Raw genomic sequence first — 16,313 nt, 5'->3', positions numbered from 1 at the left:
CGGGCTTTTCTCAATTAGAAAACTCCATTTCAACAGCACCGAGAGCCTTTAAGGTTGCTTTTTGCGCGTCTGTCAGCCCTTTGACATCAGTGATGTTCATCCCTTCGTAAGGTCTTTTCGCAATCAGGGTCTTGAGGCAATGACCCGTCTTGAGATCCCACAGTTTGATGGTTTCATCTTGCGACCCACTGGCTAACCGTTGACCATCGGGGCTAAAGGCGACTGACCAGATCCAACTGATGTGTCCCTGTAACGACTGTTGGCATGCCCCGGTTTGCACATTCCATAGCTTGATGGTGTTGTCACAACTCCCACTGGCCAAAGTTTGGCCGTCGGGGCTGAAGGCTACCGTTTGAATCCAGCTTTGGTGGCCTAAGAAGGTGTGAAGGCATGCCCCGGTTTGCACATTCCATAGCTTGATGGTGTTGTCGCAACTCCCACTGGCCAAAGTTTGACCGTCGGGGCTGAAGGCCACCGTTTGAATCCAGCTTTTATGCTCAGAGAGCGTTTGCAGACAGTCTCCCGTTTCGGCATGCCATAACTTGATGGTTTTGTCGTAGCTGGCGCTGGCTAAGGTGTGGCCATCGGCACTAAAGGCGATCGACCAAACCCAACTCGTGTGCCCAGAGAACGTTCTGAGGCAGGCTCCCGTTTGCACATCCCATAACTTCAGCAAATGGTCGCCGCTGCCGCTGACAAGGGTGTCACCTGACGGGCTGAACGCGATCGCCCGCACCCACCGCTGGCTCTGCAACGTGCTGGAGCAATGTCCCGTTTGGGTATCCCATAGCTTGATGCGGTAATCACTGCTGCCACTGGCAAGGGTCGAGCCATCAGGACTGAAAGCCACGGAACACACCCAGCCTTGATGCCCTTTCATCGTGGTGCGGCAGTCTCCCGTTTCCACATCCCACAACCGCACCTGATGATCTTCACTGCCACTGGCTAAGGTGTTGCCATCAGGACTGAAGGCAACCGATTGCACCCAGGTTGCATACCCCTGCAACGTGCGCAGGCATTGTCCGGTACTGGTGTCCCACAGCCGCATGGTGCGGTCTTCTCCCACACTGGCAAGCGTTACCCCATCGGGACTGAAGGCGACTGACTCTAAACGATGGCTGTGTCCATACAGAGTTTTGAGACATTGTCCCGTCGCGATATCCCATAGCTTGACGGTATAGTCCCCGCTGCCACTGGCTAAAATGGTTCCTTCGGGGCTGAAGACGACAGATCGCACGCGATGGCTATGGCCTTGAAGTGTTTTGAGACACTCACCCGTTTCTAGACCCCAAAGTTTGACTGTGTTATCTCCACCCCCACTGGCAAGCGTTGCACCATCCGGGCTAAAGGCGACCGATCGCACCCAGAGCGTATGTCCCTCCAACGTCTGCAAGCATGTGCCTGTACTGGTATCCCACAGCTTGATCGTTTTGTCTTCACTGCCGCTGGCCAGCTGCCGACCATCGGGGCTAAACGTCACCGACCATACCCAATGTTGGTGACCTTGCAGCGTTTGCAGGCATGCGCCTGTGTGAGTATGCCAAAGCTTAATGGTATTGTCCCCACTGCCACTGGCGAGGGTGGTGCCATCGGGGCTAAAGGTGACAGAGCGCACCCAACCCGAATGTTCCCGCAGTTCTTTAAGACAGTCGCCACTGGCGACATCCCACAGTCGAATGGTCTGATCACTGCTGGCACTGGCGAGGGTAATGCCATCGGGGCTAAAGGCGACGGAGCGCACCCAACCCGAATGCCCTTTACAGGTCAGCAGTTGTCTGCCATCCGCGACCTGCCACAACCGAATTTCGCCACTTGCATCCCCGGTTGCTAATAACGTGCCATCGGGGCTAAAGGCCACAGACCCAATGCTAGTCAGCCGTTGCGCAAACACTGATTTGGCTAAATCTGCGCCTGTGAAATCGACCTGATGCAAATTGACGTTCTGCAGGTAGGCCTGCCAGATGGTGAGATGGGAAAAATCTGCACCTTCTAAATCAACGTCCAAAAAGCAAAGGAGATTGATGGCGTTGCCCCCGGCGTAACCTGGCTCTAGCGTCGAGTCATCTCGCAGTGCGGTGAGAATCTGTTTTAGTTGGGCAGCAGCATTCTTCTTAAAGGTAGAGAGCAGCCGATCGCCAATGGGTTTCAGGATAAAGCTGGTTTGAATCGCTCTAAGATATTCCTTGGCTTGTGCTTCAATCAGGGCATGACTTTGAAACAGCGCCAACTGACCGGTCGCAATCTCGGTCGTAATCTGTTGAATCAAGCAATCGGTAACATACTCCATCACCACGGGTTGTAAGGAAAAGCTCGATCCATATTTCTCAATCAACGATCGTCGTCCTAAGGACTTCACTGCCTCCAGCAATTCTCGTTTGGACACAGGCGCAACAATATAACCATCTAAACCCTGCAAGGATGTGGGTTCTCGCTTAATCGCAAGCCAATATAAAATAGTTTGCTCTAACTCTGAGAGGCGATTGAACTGTTGATCGAGCAGCTCACCCAAATCATCAAAAACAACCGTCCCCTGCTGCAAGAACTCAGCAATATCGCTATCAAATAACTCTTGAACCGTCGTTGAAACAATCTTCAAGGCCAGGGGATTGCCATCATACCGTTCCACTAAGCGTTGCCATTCCGCCTCTGTTCCCGACAGTGTTCCTTTGAGTTTACAAATGGCTTGCCCTTCTTCAATGGTTAACCCTTTGATTTGTAAGGAGCGAACGGGTAGCGCGTCCCCTTCTAAAAGAGCCACTTCTTTGTGTTTTTCCCGGCTCGTCACAATCACACAGCTCTGGTGTCGATCGGCACCGAGATGATGGAAAAGCCCGCCATAGCCTTCGTAGCCTGCCTGATACTGTCCGACACAGTCGCCGCTTTGTAAAATCGATTCGGCATTGTCTAAGATGACCAGACAGCGTGTGGTGCGTAACTCTTGAATCAGCCGTAAGACTCGACCAGCAGTATCTTCTGGCAGATCAGTCTGCTCAGTCTGGCTCAAAAATTGTAGTAAATCAGCCAGAATGACGCTGATGGGTGGCGCATCCCGCAGCGATCGCCAGATAATACGCTCAAACTGATCTTGTAGTTGTTGGGCGAGTTTCACTGCCAGAGCCGTTTTGCCAATGCCACCCATGCCTAAAACCGCAACTAAACGGCAGTGGTCGTTAACAATCCACTGCTGAAGTTGGGAGAATTCTTCAGTACGCCCATAGAAGATGGAAACATCAACCGCTTCCCCCCAATCTTGACGCAGGCTGGCAATGTCCTTTTCTGGAGTCAAGGCGATCGCCGACTGAGCAACAAGCGTCGCGGGTTGGGCGACACTCACTGCGCTGGCTTGCCATTGCCGTTCGATCGCCGCCTTAAAATTCGTTTTGCTGACCTTTTCCCCTAACACCTCCGACAGCAATTTCCATAATTTTGGCCCTGTATCTTGCTTGATGTAGTTTGGCGAATACCCATAGGTTTCCGCAATCTGGTCATAGCTTTGATTTTTCAGGGGCCAGGAAGCGCTGAAGACGGCTGTTTGCAAATCAGTCAGGTGTTTGCCTGTGTGTGCAAACACCTGCGAGTCGGTAAATTCCAGTGCAGCATCAAGCTCCATTCATTCACTCGATAAATTAGCCTCTGCCTTAACGCAGCGCTAGTTATTTCCAGTCGCTTGTCAAGCTAATAACACTCAGAGAGTTATCCACTCTCTTGCATATACTTGCATGCATTTAATGTCGTTAGGGCAAAGATATTTTTGTAACCAACCCTGACCCCTGCCAAATGACTATCAGTTAGACAGTTTACAGCAGAGCATTGTCTATAGCTTTCAGTAGCACATGATTGAAATAGTAATCTGAAAGGCCTTTATTTCGATACTTCAAGATGGCTCCTACCCACTAACTATTCCTCAGAAGTTAGTGGGTGGAAGGAGGGGCTGGAAAGACTGCTGTGCTTGAATTGCATCATGCTGTAGCGGAGACGTGCCCAAAAGGTGGTGCAGCTCACTGACTAAGTATTCAGGCTAAAATGCTGGAAAGTTAATTAAGTGAAAGGGTGATCGCGATGCCGTTTCCGAAGGGGCAAAATCCCAATCATCCCACTGCCGGATCGACCATCAAAGTGGAACCGATTCGGGATAAAAAGGCGATTAGTCGCATTAAGAAAATCCTGACGGATCGTCCCCGTGATTTGTGCCTGTTCACGCTGGGGATTAACACGGCCTACCGTGCCAATGAGTTGCTGTCGCTGAAGGTAGGGCAGGTGCAAGCGCTACGAGCGGGAGATGTTTTAGATCTGAAGCAGCGCAAAACGCATAAGTATCGTCCCGTGACGCTGAATGCCACCGCCGTCGCGTCAATCCAAGCCTGGTTAGCGAGCGGGGACTTGAAGTCGGACGATTACCTCTTCACAGGGCAACGCGGCTGTTTGACGGTAGAGACGATGAGTACGCGGGTGAAGACCTGGTGCCAGGATGTGGGACTGAAGGGCAACTATGGCAGTCATACGCTGCGGAAGACGTGGGGTTACTGGCAACGACTAGAGCGCGGTACCGCCATTCCGCTGTTGATGGAAGCCTTTGGTCATGCGACGCAGCAGCAGACGCTGGCGTATTTGGGGATTCAGTCCAATGAGATTGCGGCGATCTATGAACTGGAACTGTGAATACCTTTATCGCCCCTGGTACTAAAAGGTCGGAAAAGCAGTCATGCAGTCTGTAGTTATGCCGCATCAGTCCTATTCAGGGTCGATTAGCGATGGCTCATGATCAGGTAGAACTCTCTCCGATTCTCATCCTGAGCGCCCCTTCACAGAGGCAAATTCAGGTAGCCGCAGAATGGTTAGCAAACCAACATCATCAAAATCCTGACTTAGAAATTGCGTTGCATCTAATTTTGCAAAAGCAGATCGTGCCCCACGCCCAGGGTGGACTGGTTGCCATTGCTTATAGTGAAACGACAGCAGGTGAATTAACCCAAGCTCATATGCAGGGCGTTGTGGTGGCAAAACCTGGAAATATTCATGTGTCGATCGCAAGCGCCAATCTTACTGCTACCGAGGCTCTACTTTCGCTGCTGCTTGCGAGAGAGTGCCCTCATCGTCTCTGCACATCTGAGCAAACTAAAGCCTGGATCCGTCCATGTCTACTGCAGCACTACCAACTTCAACGAGAGTACGACCAGCAGGTGCTGTTTTGCACTCAACCTCCCGATGGTGCCGCCGGCCGATGGGCAGTGCCGCAAGACAAACCAACCCTACAAGCTTACGCGGCTGCATACTTGGCAGAGCGAGGTAGTGGCAGTCTCGATTACCCTTGGGAGCAATGGATACAACAACAGCGAGTAGCAGTGCTGGAAGAGCGTGGGCAAATTGTGGCAGTGGTCAGACGAGCTGAAACAGCGCATCACGGGATTGTCGTAGCCCCCTTCACCTTTCCACCCTTTCGGCGACAAGGCTTTGCTCGTCGCTTGTTAGCTTTTTTGACTCAACAACTGTTGCAGGAATTTCCAGCTGTCAAGCTGTGGGTCGATCACGATAATACTGCTGCGATCGCACTTTATACCTCCCTCAATTTTCAACCGCTTGGGGCTTGTTACACAGGCTATTACGTCAATCGGTAAGGGGCTGTTCGGCCTGTGGGCACCATACGCCCCCTTGCATTTAGCATTGAGGCGGTTGTGAAGCAGCCGTCGTTCAACCATCGTTTTTGATTAGCCTCACCTTTTGGCGCAGCAACGACAGGATGCCGTGATCCGTGCCTGTCTGTGTCTACCGCGCGGGACTCCCGTCTATGGCTATAGGTTTGATTGCTGTTGTTGGTTGAATCAGCTCCGACAGGCAGCGATAGCGGTCAGCAATTGGTTCTTGAAGCGCTGGTCATCATCCAAATCAAGCACAGAGAGTAACTCCGTCAAGCGAACGAACAGGGCAGGATCAGCGAGTATCTCCGCAGCCTCTAGACTCAACAGACTCACTTCGTCGTCTGCCCATTCGTGCAGCAGCGCGTCGCGGGTGCGATCGTCTTGGCGACGCGCCAGACCAACGAGTGCTTCGCCGCGGATCTCATGGTTTGGATCCTTAGTTCCGGCAGCAAGCGCGGCACGAATGGCCGTGCTGTCCACATCACTCTCGCGGCCTAACCCAAACATCGCCCAGTTGCGCGTGTCTTCGTCATCATCGTAGGTGAGAGCGGTTAGGGTTTCAGCAACTAGAGTCGCGGTCGCCTCATCGCGGGCCATCCGCCCAAGCGCGATGGCGAGAGCGTAGCGGATAGCCGCGTTGGCGCTTTTCGCGAACGGAAGCATGGCCTTGACCGCGCGAGCATCATTGCGGTGGCCGAGGTTAGTGATTGCCGTTTCGATGACATCGAGATCTGGGTCTTCAAGCAAGCCCATGAGGATAGCGACACTTTCCTTAACGAAGGTCGGCGGCCTTCCTAATTGCCCCAGCAAGTTCGCTCCGATCATGCGATCCTTAGAATCGCTGCTGCAAGTGAGCTGGCGAGCCATCTCGAACTCTTGGGGACCACCACGGTAGCGTAGAATCCAGAGTGCGTCCCATTCGTCGTCCGTCTCCAACTCAACGCGGTGGGTGGCCAGCAGTGCCTCCGACGAGCGCGGATCCTGTGCTTGTCTGGTCCAGAAGTCATTCATCTCTGACTGTTGCGCGCTCATGGTGCCTTCAGTCTCCATGTATGGTGTCAGACTCACTGGGTAACACCCAGATTTCCAGCAATACCCTGCTCCTGTGCGCCCTAGCAGCGGCGGAACTCACCTTAATTATTGCCAAAATCAAAGCATTATATAGAGTCGGATTTTGGCCGTCTTCAATGTATCCAAAGTAGACAAAACCAGGGTTTTTCATTCATTGAAGACACTTTATATTGAGTCTGTCTTTAACGTAGGGAGAGTCTTTAGGGTACTCCCTTATGAAAGTTCAACGGATCCGACTCCCGGATCAAACCCAAAGTTGGTTGGTGCTTGACGACAACCATCTGCCGGTGCCCGCCATTCAGGCTTACCTCCGCTACTTAGAGGGACTGGAATGCTCTCCCAACACCATTCACAACTACGCTACTCATCTCAAGCAATTCTGGGAATTTCTGCGCGACACCCAGCACGAGTGGGATGCAATCACTATCGAGCACTTGGCCGACTTCATTCGTTGGCTGCGACGCCCTGCCTCTCAGGTCATCGCGCTACAAAAGCAACCGGCTCGGCGCACCGAGCGCACGATTAATACAATTCTGGCAGCGGTTTACAGCTTCTATGCGTACCAGGAACGGCTTGGCACCGTCGCTAGTTTACAAGCTTACCGCTATGGCGCTCGGCACAGTGGCAAGTACAAAGCGTTGCTGCATCACCTTCAGGCGGGCAAGGAACAGAAGACGAAACTACTGAAGTTGAAAGCACCCAAGCAAAGCCCAACGGTGCTCACAGCCACCCAAGCACAGCAGATCGTTGCGGCTTGTCACCACCTTCGTGATCAGTTGCTCATCTGCCTGCTGTATGAAACGGGAATGCGCATTGGTCAAGTGCTAGGGCTACACCATGCTGATATGCGGTCATGGGACAACGAGCTCCAGGTGGTGCCGCGTGCCGACAATGCCAATGGTGCTCGTGCCAAAGCGAAAGAGCCCTACACCGTTCATGTTTCTCAACCCTTAATGCGTTTGTACACGGACTATCTCATCCATGAATACCCAGAAGACCTTGACTCAGACTACGTGTTTGTCAACCTGTGGTCTGGGCAGATTGGACAGCCCCTGCGCTATCAAACGGTCGTGGCGCTGCTGCGGCAATTGGGTCAAGTGACAGGACTGGACTTCCATGCTCACTTGTTTCGGCATACCCATGCCACCGAGCTCCTGCGACAAGGATGGGAGTTGTCCTACATCCAGAAGCGCTTAGGCCACGCTCATATCCAGACAACCGCCAACACTTACGTGCATCTGCAAGATGCCGACCTCAAGTCTGCCTATCAACAGTATTTGGAACAGAAGGAGACCTAAATGGAAGCTACCAACCTTGTGTTTGCGACCGCTGGCTTGCAGCCCCAGCCAGACTACGACGAAGACCTGTGGGATGTGCGTCATTGGGGCATCGCCGCTCAACCAGCGGCTGGCGATTGTCACTTAAGTTTCACGACCATTCCCCAACCCTGGCTGCGACAAGCCACCAAACAATTCATTGGCTATACCCTGCCACGTTAAGTTTTGGCTCAGCCAAAGCGAGGCTCTCTGCGCTCAAAAAGTTTGCTGGTTTTCTCGCTCACTCTCATCCATTGCTGCAGCCTGCTGCCATCAAGCGACCGTTAATCATCGAATATCTGAGTTACTTGAGTGGTTGTGCCTTGTCCGCCAGCTTCCGGTCTGCGCTCATTAGCAGCTTAAACAGTTTCTTGGCTCTGAGTGTTCGTCATGCTTGGCTCGCGATACCACCAGAACCCCTCATTTTTCGAGAAGACTATCCTCGCCTAAAAAAACGTTGCCACGCTATATTCCAACCGAGGTCTTGGCACAGTTGCACCAGCATCTGGACTTGCTGCCACTGCCACAGCAACGGATGGTACTGGTTCTGCTCGAAACGGGGTTACGCATCTCAGAGGTGTGTCATTTAGACTTCGACTGCATCAGTCAAGACACCCAAGGGGATTGGTGGTTAAAAGCCTATTCCTTCAAAATGAAAACCACCGCAAACAAACCCATTTCTCGCCCACTAGCAACCGTTGTGCAAGCACAGCAAGCCTATATCCGCCAGCATTTGCCCGCTGATTATGCCTACCTCTTCTGCGCCAATCAGAGGGCGGCCGGGCGCAAGGACAAAGTGCTGGACGGACAATTCAGACCCAATCCCAAACCGCCGCTCCGAACCAGTGTGGCTCGTGCCCTCAATCTGTTGGCAGCGGAGAAAAACATTTGTAATGCCGCCGGTCAACGATGGCATTTTCAACCGCATCAGTTTCGCCACACGGTTGGCACTACTCAGATCAATAACGGTGTGCCACAGCATATTGTCCAGCGCTATCTTGGACATCGGTCTCCCACCATGACGGCGGTCTATGCTCATATCCATGATGCTACGCTCAAACAGGAAATCGCCCAGTTCTACCGCAAAACGGTCAACATGGCGGGCAAGGTGATTGCACCAGAGCACCCAGAACTCGAGACGACCGATCTGCAATGGTTCAAGCGCAATATCCTGGCGCAAGCACTCCCCAATGGTGCCTGTGCCCTGCCCACGCTGGCAGGCACCTGTCCGCATGCTAACGCTTGTTTAACTTGTGCCCATTTCCGGACAACGACGGAGTTTCTAGACCAGCATCAAGCCCACCTGCATCAGACTGAGCAACTGATTGAGCAGGCACAAGCAAAGGGTTGGGCGCGCCAGGTGGAGATGAATCAACAGATCGCCGCAAACCTGCGCAGCCTCATCGCCTCCTTGCAGGAGGAGTCAAAATGAACTGGCAACGCAATACGGATGGTTTAGCAGCAGCAGCCCAGAAAAAGCGACTGGCAGCCTTGACTAAAACGGAGGCCGCCATCAAGCAACTGTTACGACAGGGACACCTGGTTACCTTTGCCTCAGTCGCTCAACTGGCAGGGGTCACACGCAACTGGTTGTACAAGCAACCGGACTTGAAAGCACGGATCACTGCTCTGCGTGAACAAAGTCCTGCCCAGCCACCGGCTCGCCAACCGGCTTCGGAGGCTTCTCAAAGTGCCCTGATCCGCACGTTGCGGCAACAGGTGAAGGCCTTGCGGCAAGAAAAGGAGAGCCTGAACCAGCAGCTAGAAGTGGCTTACGGTTTAGCCTCTAGAACGCCAGCAGAGCGCTTGGCCGCTGAGCCGCACCCACACTTGGCGAAGACAGAGCAACTCCAAACGCTGTTGGAGCAAGCGCTCAAGGAGAACCAGGTGCTCGCGCAACAAAAGCAGCAGTTGCAAGCTCAATTGTGTGGACTGGAGTCGCTGGAAGCGGAACTTGCCGCACTCACCAAACAAAATCAACACCTGTTTAACAAGGTCCTGCAACTGACAGCAACGGACCGAGACCAGGAGCAGCGTCGGTTTGCTCAAGCCAGACGCCCAACAAAGCAACCAGAAATTCCAGACGTGGAATTTTAGCTGAGAGCCTGTCGTTTACCGTACCCGGCGCAACAACGTGGAGCAGGGGGGAAAGGTAAAGGACAGGCCGCTCCACGCTGAAGGAGACTGCAAGCCTCTACGTTAAAGACGTGTATTCAAAGTGGAAGCACTGCTGTATGAGGGGTATGCGGATCCGACTATATATAACAGGCATTTTCGGCAGTTTTGCTCCAGTGTCTCAAAACTCATCTATAACAGACTGCTGTGAGAGTTTGATTTTGAGATGGGTTTCGAGACAGCAGAAAGCCGATGCTGCCGTCAAGGCGCGATCGCCTGCTCAGGTGTGTCTATTGGGACCGTTTGTTTTACAGGTTCAACTGGCACACTTCTGGCACTCTAACTTTCAAATAGAGATTCTAAATCCTGCAATAGCTTCTCTAGCCGCTTTTGCTTTTTAGGATCATCCAATCCCTTCAACTTACGAGAAATTGATACCAGTCGATCACTCATTGTCGCTTGATCTGTTTTTGAGCCTACTGTTAATCCTTTAGCTTGTTGCTTAATTTGAGTTAGAGATAGAGACAGCTCAATCGCATCTTTTAATAGCTGCTGGCGTTGCTGCTCATCCTTCACTCTGGCAATCGCTCTTGCTTTGGTATATTCCAACTTACCCTGGCGAAGTGCGTCAAGAATATCTAAGGGTAAATTGAGTAAAGGTAACCTGGAAGTTCGGAAGCTCTCTGGGGTTAGGTTAATTGTTGATTCCAGAATATTAGCGATCGCTTCTACCTGTCGGGAAACGTTTCCCGACAGCTCGATCCCCTTCTTTTGAGCCGTTGCCATCTGGGTCAATGCTTCTGAAATCTGCTCTCGGCTACAGCTCATTGTCAGCGTCAGTAGTTCCAGAACTCCTTCGGTTTCTTCAACAGGATTGAGATCCTCACGCTGCAAGTTTTCAACTAAGGCAAGCTGGACAGCTTCTTGATCCGATAGTTCTCGAACGGTGATAGGAACATTGTCTAAGCCACTCGCTTTAGCCGCTCTATACCGTCGTTCTCCCGCAACGAGTTCATAGCCCCCTTGTTCGAGTGGACGTACCAATAGCGGTTCTAAAATGCCGTGTTGTTTGATGGAGTCAGTCAGCTGCTGCAACTTTTCCGGATCGAAGTAGCGCCGGGGCTGACTAGAAGGAAGATGGATTTTAGAGATTGAGATAGTATTTGTTGAAGCAGGTGCTTCAGTAGACGTACTTAGAAAAGCGCTAACCCCTCGCATTTGAGGTACTGTTGATCGATTCTTGGTCATGACAGCTTCTCTACTCCAGTCGCAATAGATTCCAGAATTTTGACTGCACTGTGATTGGGGCTATACAGTGCCAAAGGCAAATGCTCCATTGAGGCATCCGCAAAAGCTGTTGCGCGGGGAACAGGCGGATAAATAGTAGCGATCGCTGCCATTTGCTCCTGGATTGCTGCCAGGATTGCTTTGTCCTGGGCATTGGCAGAAGCATAAATCGTCGGAACAATACCTGCAATTTTCAGCTCGGTGTTAACCTGTTGTTGTACCTGCTTAATGCTGTCTAACAACAGTTCCGTGCCTTTATAGCTTTTGTACTGCGTCTGAATTGGGATTAAGACATGCGTCGAAGCAACTAAGCTTAGGACGCTTAGAACACCCAAACTAGGTGGTGCATCAATCAAAATGAAATCGTACTGTGCCTGAATCGGCTCTAAAATTCGTTTTAATCGCCATTCTCGTGCCATTGCCGAAACCAAACGCATCTCAACAGCACTGAGGGTAATATTGGCAGGTAGCAGATCCATCCCATGCAAATCCTGATGGATTGCCAAAGGTGAATTGTCAAGAATAGTGTCTGCAACGGTTTGCTCTAAATCAGCTGGCTCCAACCCCATAAAGACAGTCAAACTAGCCTGGGGATCCATGTCAATCAGCAGCACAGAATGGTTATGCTGTGCAAGCTGATACCCCAGATTCATCGTCAGGGAAGTCTTCATCACGCCGCCAGACTGGTTATAAATCGTGATGACTTTCACCAATGCTCTAAATCCAACAGCAACAATCCAAAGTGTATGGGATTAGCAAGCGATCTGCTCAACCAATCTCACACAAAACTTGCTGCTTTCAGGTCAGACTGCCGCTCTATGATCGCTTTGCTTTAATTCGTTTCAAGCTTCTGTGCTTTTGGTTGAGTCATCCGTCGCACGGCTGCTAAGGTTACTCCAAGCTGCCGTGCAATCTGTTCTTCACTCTTATGCTCACTTAATAGAGCTCGGATCGCTTTAGGCATGACTTGGCTTGTTTCAAGTCCTAAACGTTGGGCAATTTGCTTAACATTCAACTCTGACCGCACCAAAGACGAGATCGCCGCATCCGTAACGACGCTCAGCTCTAAGTCTAAAAGCTCAGCCATTTCTCGAACATTAAAGTCTCGAGTGAGCATCCGAGAAACAGACTCAACTTTTGCTTTGCGCTCACCTTCTTGAAGTGCTTCCGCGCGCACTTCTTGTTGCAGTTCTTGATAAACTTTGGTGTGTTTGAGATCAGCTAAGCCCAACATCGCTTCTAACTCCTCTCGGCTCAAATTTGGGAATCGATATAGCACGATCGTCTGCACCAATTCTACTGCCTCTTCTCTCGATAACGCATCCCCTCCTGAGAGAGTCTGACTGGCTCGTGCAATTAGCCGTTGGGCACGCTCTCCTAATTTACGCTTGGATGTGATTGCAAGAAGCTGCACCAAGCCTACTCCAACCGATTGCTGCGCCAACGCTTCAATGTCATCGAGATAAACCCGAAGCACTCTTCGCTCCATGACCTCCTGGTAGCGCAAAGGTGCTGCAACCTCAGTATTGCGGTTTTTGAAGATCACCACCGCGTACCAATCTTCGTAGGGTGGATCGTACTGGTTGAAGTAGAGATTGATTTCGGCAAACAGGCGCGTGTAAAACTTGGCGCGTTTTTGAAACTGGATCTCAATGAAATACAAAATGTCAGTGGGTGAATTTGTCTTGGGTTTGAGTACCCCGTCAAAGCGGAAGGTGGGCTGTTTGACCTCAGGAGAGGTGAATTCATAGTTGCTGACATCGACATTAGGCTGACCCAGTAAGTCGAAGAAGATGGCTGGAAAACTTTGGAACAGCTGATAGAAGAGAGCATCGACTTGCACAGTAGGCGGTGGGAATCAAGGTCAGACTCAATCATAGAACCTGAGCGATCGTCCAATCTCAAGCAGAGCTAAACGTTGAAAGCCATTAGCAAAGCTAACGCTGAGTTACCTCCATCAATCACTGGCTACCATGGAGAAACTTCTTACTGCTGACTCTAATCCGCTCAACGCAACGAATCATGGCTGATTTTTCGACTCACTCGCTGAATGGTCCTCCCAAAACCTCGGTTTGGCATCGCCGTCTCTGGGGACTGCGCTTTATTTTTCACCCTCTAGAAACACTAGAAGCTCGTACTCAAGTCTATGGGGATGATTATCGCCTCTCGCAGCCCGATGCTAAAGCTGCCTTGGTCTACTTCAGCAGTCCTGAGGCACTGGAAGCCCTTTTCACGGCTAAACCAGAGCAACTGAGCGCTGGAAGGGCGAATCAAATTCTGCAAGCCCTTATCGGTGAGCAAGGTCTTGTTTTGCTTGAAGGTGAAGCGCACCAGCGGCAGCGGCAGCTGCTAATGCCCCCTTTCCACGGCGATCGGATGCGCTCGTATGCCCAGGTGATCCAGGCAATCACGACTCAAACCATGAGCCAGTGGAAGCCCGGTACAACGTTTGCGGTGCGTCCAGCCATGCAGTCAATTTCCTTGCAGGTAATCCTCAAGGCGGTGTTTGGTCTCAACGCTGGATCACGCTACGAGCAGCTACGGCAGGCGCTTAGTCAGATGTTGGATGGTTTTGGGTCGCCCATCAGTGCCATGCTTTTGTTTTATCCCTTCCTCCAAAAGGACTGGGGAGCCTGGAGTCCCTGGGGGCGCTTTTTGCGTCTCCGGCAGCAGGTCGATGCCTTACTCTATGCCGAAATTGCCGATCGCCACCGTCACTCTGACGCGAATCGAACCGATATTTTAGCGTTGCTGATGGCAGCACGTGATTCTGAAGGACAACCATTGAGCGATGTCGAACTGCGCGATGAGTTGATGACGCTACTATTTGCAGGGCATGAAACAACGGCCTCTGCTCTAGCCTGGTCGCTGTATTGGATTACCTTTTTACCAGACGTTTACACGCAGCTCCTGAGCGAAATCAACGCATTAAAGGTTACGGCTGATCCTGACCCAATGACCATTGCCCGACTGCCCTATCTCAATGCTGTTTGTCAGGAGACCCTGCGGCTTTACCCAATCGCTATTAGTGCATTCCCGCGAGTGGTGAAGCAACCCATCACCTTGGCTGGCTATGACCTGGAAGCCGGTACGGTGATCATGCCCTCGATTTATCTAGCGCACCACCGTGCTGCCGTCTACCCTGAACCCAAGCGCTTTCGGCCAGAGCGCTTTTTAGAACGGCAGTTTTCGCCTTATGAATATTTGCCCTTTGGCGGGGGCGATCGTCGCTGCATTGGTTCTGCCTTTGCGCTGTTTGAGATGAAGCTGGTTTTGTTCCAGCTATTGTCAAACTTGGAGTTGAGGCTGGTCAATACTAAGCCCGTCCGTCCGCTGCGTCGCGGCTTAACAGTGGCACCGTCTGATCAACTCCGTCTGCAAGTCACTAGCTTGCGTCGATCGGCTGTCGGTGACTGAGCTAAGCGCCATTAAAGTACTCATCGTTCAGTAATATGCACAAAACCTTGCCACGAGTCTCTTTTTTTCTCGCTCTTTGGTTATCAGCGCATACTTTGCAGCAGATCTCTTGGCATTAAGTCAAGGCTCATCTTTCATATGTCTTGCGTCAAGCGGCTTAAACATAGACAGGTTCAACCTTAACTATCCCTTTGCCTGCCGCCAAAGGAAGGTGGACCCAGTTTGGACTGATTTAGTCTTTCCTTAACCTTGAACGATCGCTCCGACCCCGATGCCTTCGTCACCTGACTGGCACACTCTCCCCGAGAAATCAGGCTTTCTAGCCCGGCCTTCTGCTGCGCGGGGCAGTTAACCATGACCTTCTGACAGCTCCAACTGGAGTGGTAAAGCCGACATAGCCTGAAAAGCCACAAGCGAAGCCGCAACCGCAGCGCCAATTGTCCTCTTAACCCAGTTTTCCGTTCCACTGCACGTGCGCCGAGCAAAGCTCGGCTTTGTCTATGGGGTGCAAGTCCCCATTCTGGAAGCTCTGGCAAAGCACCAGGTACTGAGTGTTGCGTCGGTCTCGGCAACGAGGACGGCGAAGCGTACACAAGGAGGTGATGGGCCACAATGCGAAAGCGTGAAGGGATTCAGCCCCGATATGAACGTGAAACTGTGGATGCCGACGCCTTGTGCAGCGCGGAAGGCAATATCAAGGCAGTCAATCGCCACGACTGCCGAGAATCCACCGGGGTTGTAGACCGTGGCACGTCACTATGGCAGAGCCGGGAACTCGGGAGATCCCATGGACTCCCCGCTTGGCGGGGTAGGGCGGCACAACTGGTCAACCAGGAGGAAGCCCAATAAGCCATGGGAAGTCGGATGTCCTCATAGTAGTGACGAAGTGGGGTAACGCCCATGGAGCGAAGGGGGACACATTGGGTCGAACACTCGATGGAAACGTCAACCATACTCAGAGGTGGAACAATGGCGGTCACTGGAATCGAGCGGATAGCGAGACGGGCAAGCAGCCAACCGGCATCGGCATTCACAACGCTGATGCACCACTATACAGTGGAAAACCTGCGAGCCTGCTTCGAGATGCTGGACGGCAGGAAAGCGCCCGGAGTCGATGGAGTGACAAAAGCAGCATACGGTCAAAACCTCGAGGAAAACCTACAGGCATTGCACCGGAAACTGCTTCAGATGTCGTACCGCCCTAAAGCCGTACGACGAGTGGAGATACCCAAAGAAGATGGCACGTGCCGTCCCCTTGGGATCAGTTGCCTGGAGGACAAAATCATCCAGGCGATGACACGTCAGATACTGGAAGCAATCTACGAGCCAGTGTTTATCGAAACCTCCTATGGCTTCCGCCCCAAGCGGAGTTGTCACGATGCCTTGAGACAACTGGGTTCCTTGACGCAAAGGTACGTAAAGCGACATGCCCCTGCGAGGAAAGGCGCTAAGATCCACCGTTTACATGGGT

At 52.0% G+C, this 16,313-nt stretch carries 14 protein-coding genes; 9 read left to right on the top strand and 5 right to left on the bottom strand.

Going from position 1 to position 16,313, the window contains the following annotated elements:
* Positions 1–10 precede the first annotated feature (10 nt).
* Entirely contained in the window at positions 11–3,610 is a 3,600-nt protein-coding gene (locus tag C7B82_RS08740; protein WP_106255914.1) for a helix-turn-helix domain-containing protein, read from the bottom strand.
* 449 nt (positions 3,611–4,059) lie between these two features.
* Here C7B82_RS08740 and C7B82_RS08735 point away from each other — a divergent pair, with 449 nt between their 5' ends.
* Positions 4,060–4,659, top strand: coding sequence for a tyrosine-type recombinase/integrase (locus tag C7B82_RS08735; protein ID WP_106255913.1), 600 nt, complete (start codon positions 4,060–4,062; stop codon positions 4,657–4,659).
* A gap of 92 nt (positions 4,660–4,751) precedes the next feature.
* Positions 4,752–5,615, top strand: a complete 864-nt coding sequence (locus C7B82_RS08730) for a GNAT family N-acetyltransferase (RefSeq protein ID WP_106255912.1) — start codon at positions 4,752–4,754, stop codon at positions 5,613–5,615.
* Positions 5,616–5,819: 204 nt separating this feature from the next.
* Here the strand turns inward: C7B82_RS08730 and C7B82_RS08725 are convergent, their stop codons facing one another.
* Positions 5,820–6,686: a HEAT repeat domain-containing protein gene (locus C7B82_RS08725; RefSeq protein ID WP_106255911.1), complete on the bottom strand. Its 867-nt coding sequence runs from the start codon at positions 6,684–6,686 to the stop codon at positions 5,820–5,822.
* 236 nt (positions 6,687–6,922) lie between these two features.
* Between C7B82_RS08725 and C7B82_RS08715 the strand changes: the two genes are divergently transcribed.
* The 4 genes from C7B82_RS08715 to C7B82_RS08700 all read left to right on the top strand — a co-directional run bounded on the left by C7B82_RS08715 (position 6,923) and on the right by C7B82_RS08700 (position 10,120).
* The gene (locus C7B82_RS08715) at positions 6,923–8,005 is read left to right on the top strand and encodes a tyrosine-type recombinase/integrase (protein WP_106255909.1); all 1,083 of its coding nucleotides are present in this window, start codon (positions 6,923–6,925) and stop codon (positions 8,003–8,005) included.
* On the top strand, positions 8,006–8,206 hold the full coding sequence (locus tag C7B82_RS08710; RefSeq protein ID WP_106255908.1) for a hypothetical protein: 201 nt from the start codon (positions 8,006–8,008) through the stop codon (positions 8,204–8,206).
* Positions 8,207–8,480: 274 nt separating this feature from the next.
* Positions 8,481–9,455 (top strand): tyrosine-type recombinase/integrase, encoded by a 975-nt coding sequence (locus C7B82_RS08705; RefSeq protein ID WP_181357411.1) that lies wholly within the window; start codon positions 8,481–8,483, stop codon positions 9,453–9,455.
* Entirely contained in the window at positions 9,452–10,120 is a 669-nt protein-coding gene (locus C7B82_RS08700) for a DUF6262 family protein (RefSeq protein WP_106255906.1), read from the top strand. The genes C7B82_RS08705 and C7B82_RS08700 overlap by 4 nt, the downstream gene beginning before the upstream one ends.
* Positions 10,121–10,477: 357 nt before the next feature.
* Here the strand turns inward: C7B82_RS08700 and C7B82_RS08695 are convergent, their stop codons facing one another.
* From C7B82_RS08695 to C7B82_RS08685, 3 genes are all read right to left on the bottom strand, one after another.
* Positions 10,478–11,386 carry a ParB/RepB/Spo0J family partition protein gene (locus tag C7B82_RS08695; protein ID WP_106255905.1) on the bottom strand — a complete coding sequence of 303 codons (909 nt, stop codon included), beginning with the start codon at positions 11,384–11,386 and terminating at the stop codon, positions 10,478–10,480.
* The gene (locus tag C7B82_RS08690) at positions 11,383–12,135 is read right to left on the bottom strand and encodes a ParA family protein (protein ID WP_281258944.1); all 753 of its coding nucleotides are present in this window, start codon (positions 12,133–12,135) and stop codon (positions 11,383–11,385) included. The genes C7B82_RS08695 and C7B82_RS08690 overlap by 4 nt, the downstream gene beginning before the upstream one ends.
* A 122-nt stretch (positions 12,136–12,257) precedes the next feature.
* Positions 12,258–13,268, bottom strand: a complete 1,011-nt coding sequence (locus C7B82_RS08685) for an Rpn family recombination-promoting nuclease/putative transposase (protein ID WP_106255903.1) — start codon at positions 13,266–13,268, stop codon at positions 12,258–12,260.
* Positions 13,269–13,447: 179 nt separating this feature from the next.
* Between C7B82_RS08685 and C7B82_RS08680 the strand changes: the two genes are divergently transcribed.
* From C7B82_RS08680 to C7B82_RS08670, 3 genes are all read left to right on the top strand, one after another.
* Positions 13,448–14,842 carry a cytochrome P450 gene (locus tag C7B82_RS08680; RefSeq protein ID WP_106255902.1) on the top strand — a complete coding sequence of 465 codons (1,395 nt, stop codon included), beginning with the start codon at positions 13,448–13,450 and terminating at the stop codon, positions 14,840–14,842.
* Between the two features lie 472 nt (positions 14,843–15,314).
* The gene (locus C7B82_RS32095) at positions 15,315–15,584 is read left to right on the top strand and encodes a hypothetical protein (protein WP_181357410.1); all 270 of its coding nucleotides are present in this window, start codon (positions 15,315–15,317) and stop codon (positions 15,582–15,584) included.
* A gap of 227 nt (positions 15,585–15,811) precedes the next feature.
* On the top strand, positions 15,812–16,313 hold a 502-nt coding region (locus C7B82_RS08670), incomplete at its 3' end, for a reverse transcriptase domain-containing protein (RefSeq protein WP_245939802.1).

It is taken from the genome of Stenomitos frigidus ULC18 (genome assembly GCF_003003795.1).
Classification (GTDB): domain Bacteria; phylum Cyanobacteriota; class Cyanobacteriia; order Leptolyngbyales; family Leptolyngbyaceae; genus Stenomitos; species Stenomitos frigidus_A.
This window is presented reverse-complemented; position numbering and strand designations above follow the sequence as displayed.

Excerpts from the sequence above, each read along its gene's own strand:
- C7B82_RS08740 (WP_106255914.1), bottom strand. The coding sequence starts at position 3,610 with ATGGAGCTTGATGCTGCACTGGAATTTACCGACTCGCAGGTGTTTGCA.
- C7B82_RS08735 (WP_106255913.1), top strand. The coding sequence starts at position 4,060 with ATGCCGTTTCCGAAGGGGCAAAATCCCAATCATCCCACTGCCGGATCG.
- C7B82_RS08730 (WP_106255912.1), top strand. The coding sequence starts at position 4,752 with ATGGCTCATGATCAGGTAGAACTCTCTCCGATTCTCATCCTGAGCGCC.
- C7B82_RS08725 (WP_106255911.1), bottom strand. The coding sequence starts at position 6,686 with ATGGAGACTGAAGGCACCATGAGCGCGCAACAGTCAGAGATGAATGAC.
- C7B82_RS08715 (WP_106255909.1), top strand. The coding sequence starts at position 6,923 with ATGAAAGTTCAACGGATCCGACTCCCGGATCAAACCCAAAGTTGGTTG.
- C7B82_RS08710 (WP_106255908.1), top strand. The coding sequence starts at position 8,006 with ATGGAAGCTACCAACCTTGTGTTTGCGACCGCTGGCTTGCAGCCCCAG.
- C7B82_RS08700 (WP_106255906.1), top strand. The coding sequence starts at position 9,452 with ATGAACTGGCAACGCAATACGGATGGTTTAGCAGCAGCAGCCCAGAAA.
- C7B82_RS08695 (WP_106255905.1), bottom strand. The coding sequence starts at position 11,386 with ATGACCAAGAATCGATCAACAGTACCTCAAATGCGAGGGGTTAGCGCT.
- C7B82_RS08680 (WP_106255902.1), top strand. The coding sequence starts at position 13,448 with ATGGCTGATTTTTCGACTCACTCGCTGAATGGTCCTCCCAAAACCTCG.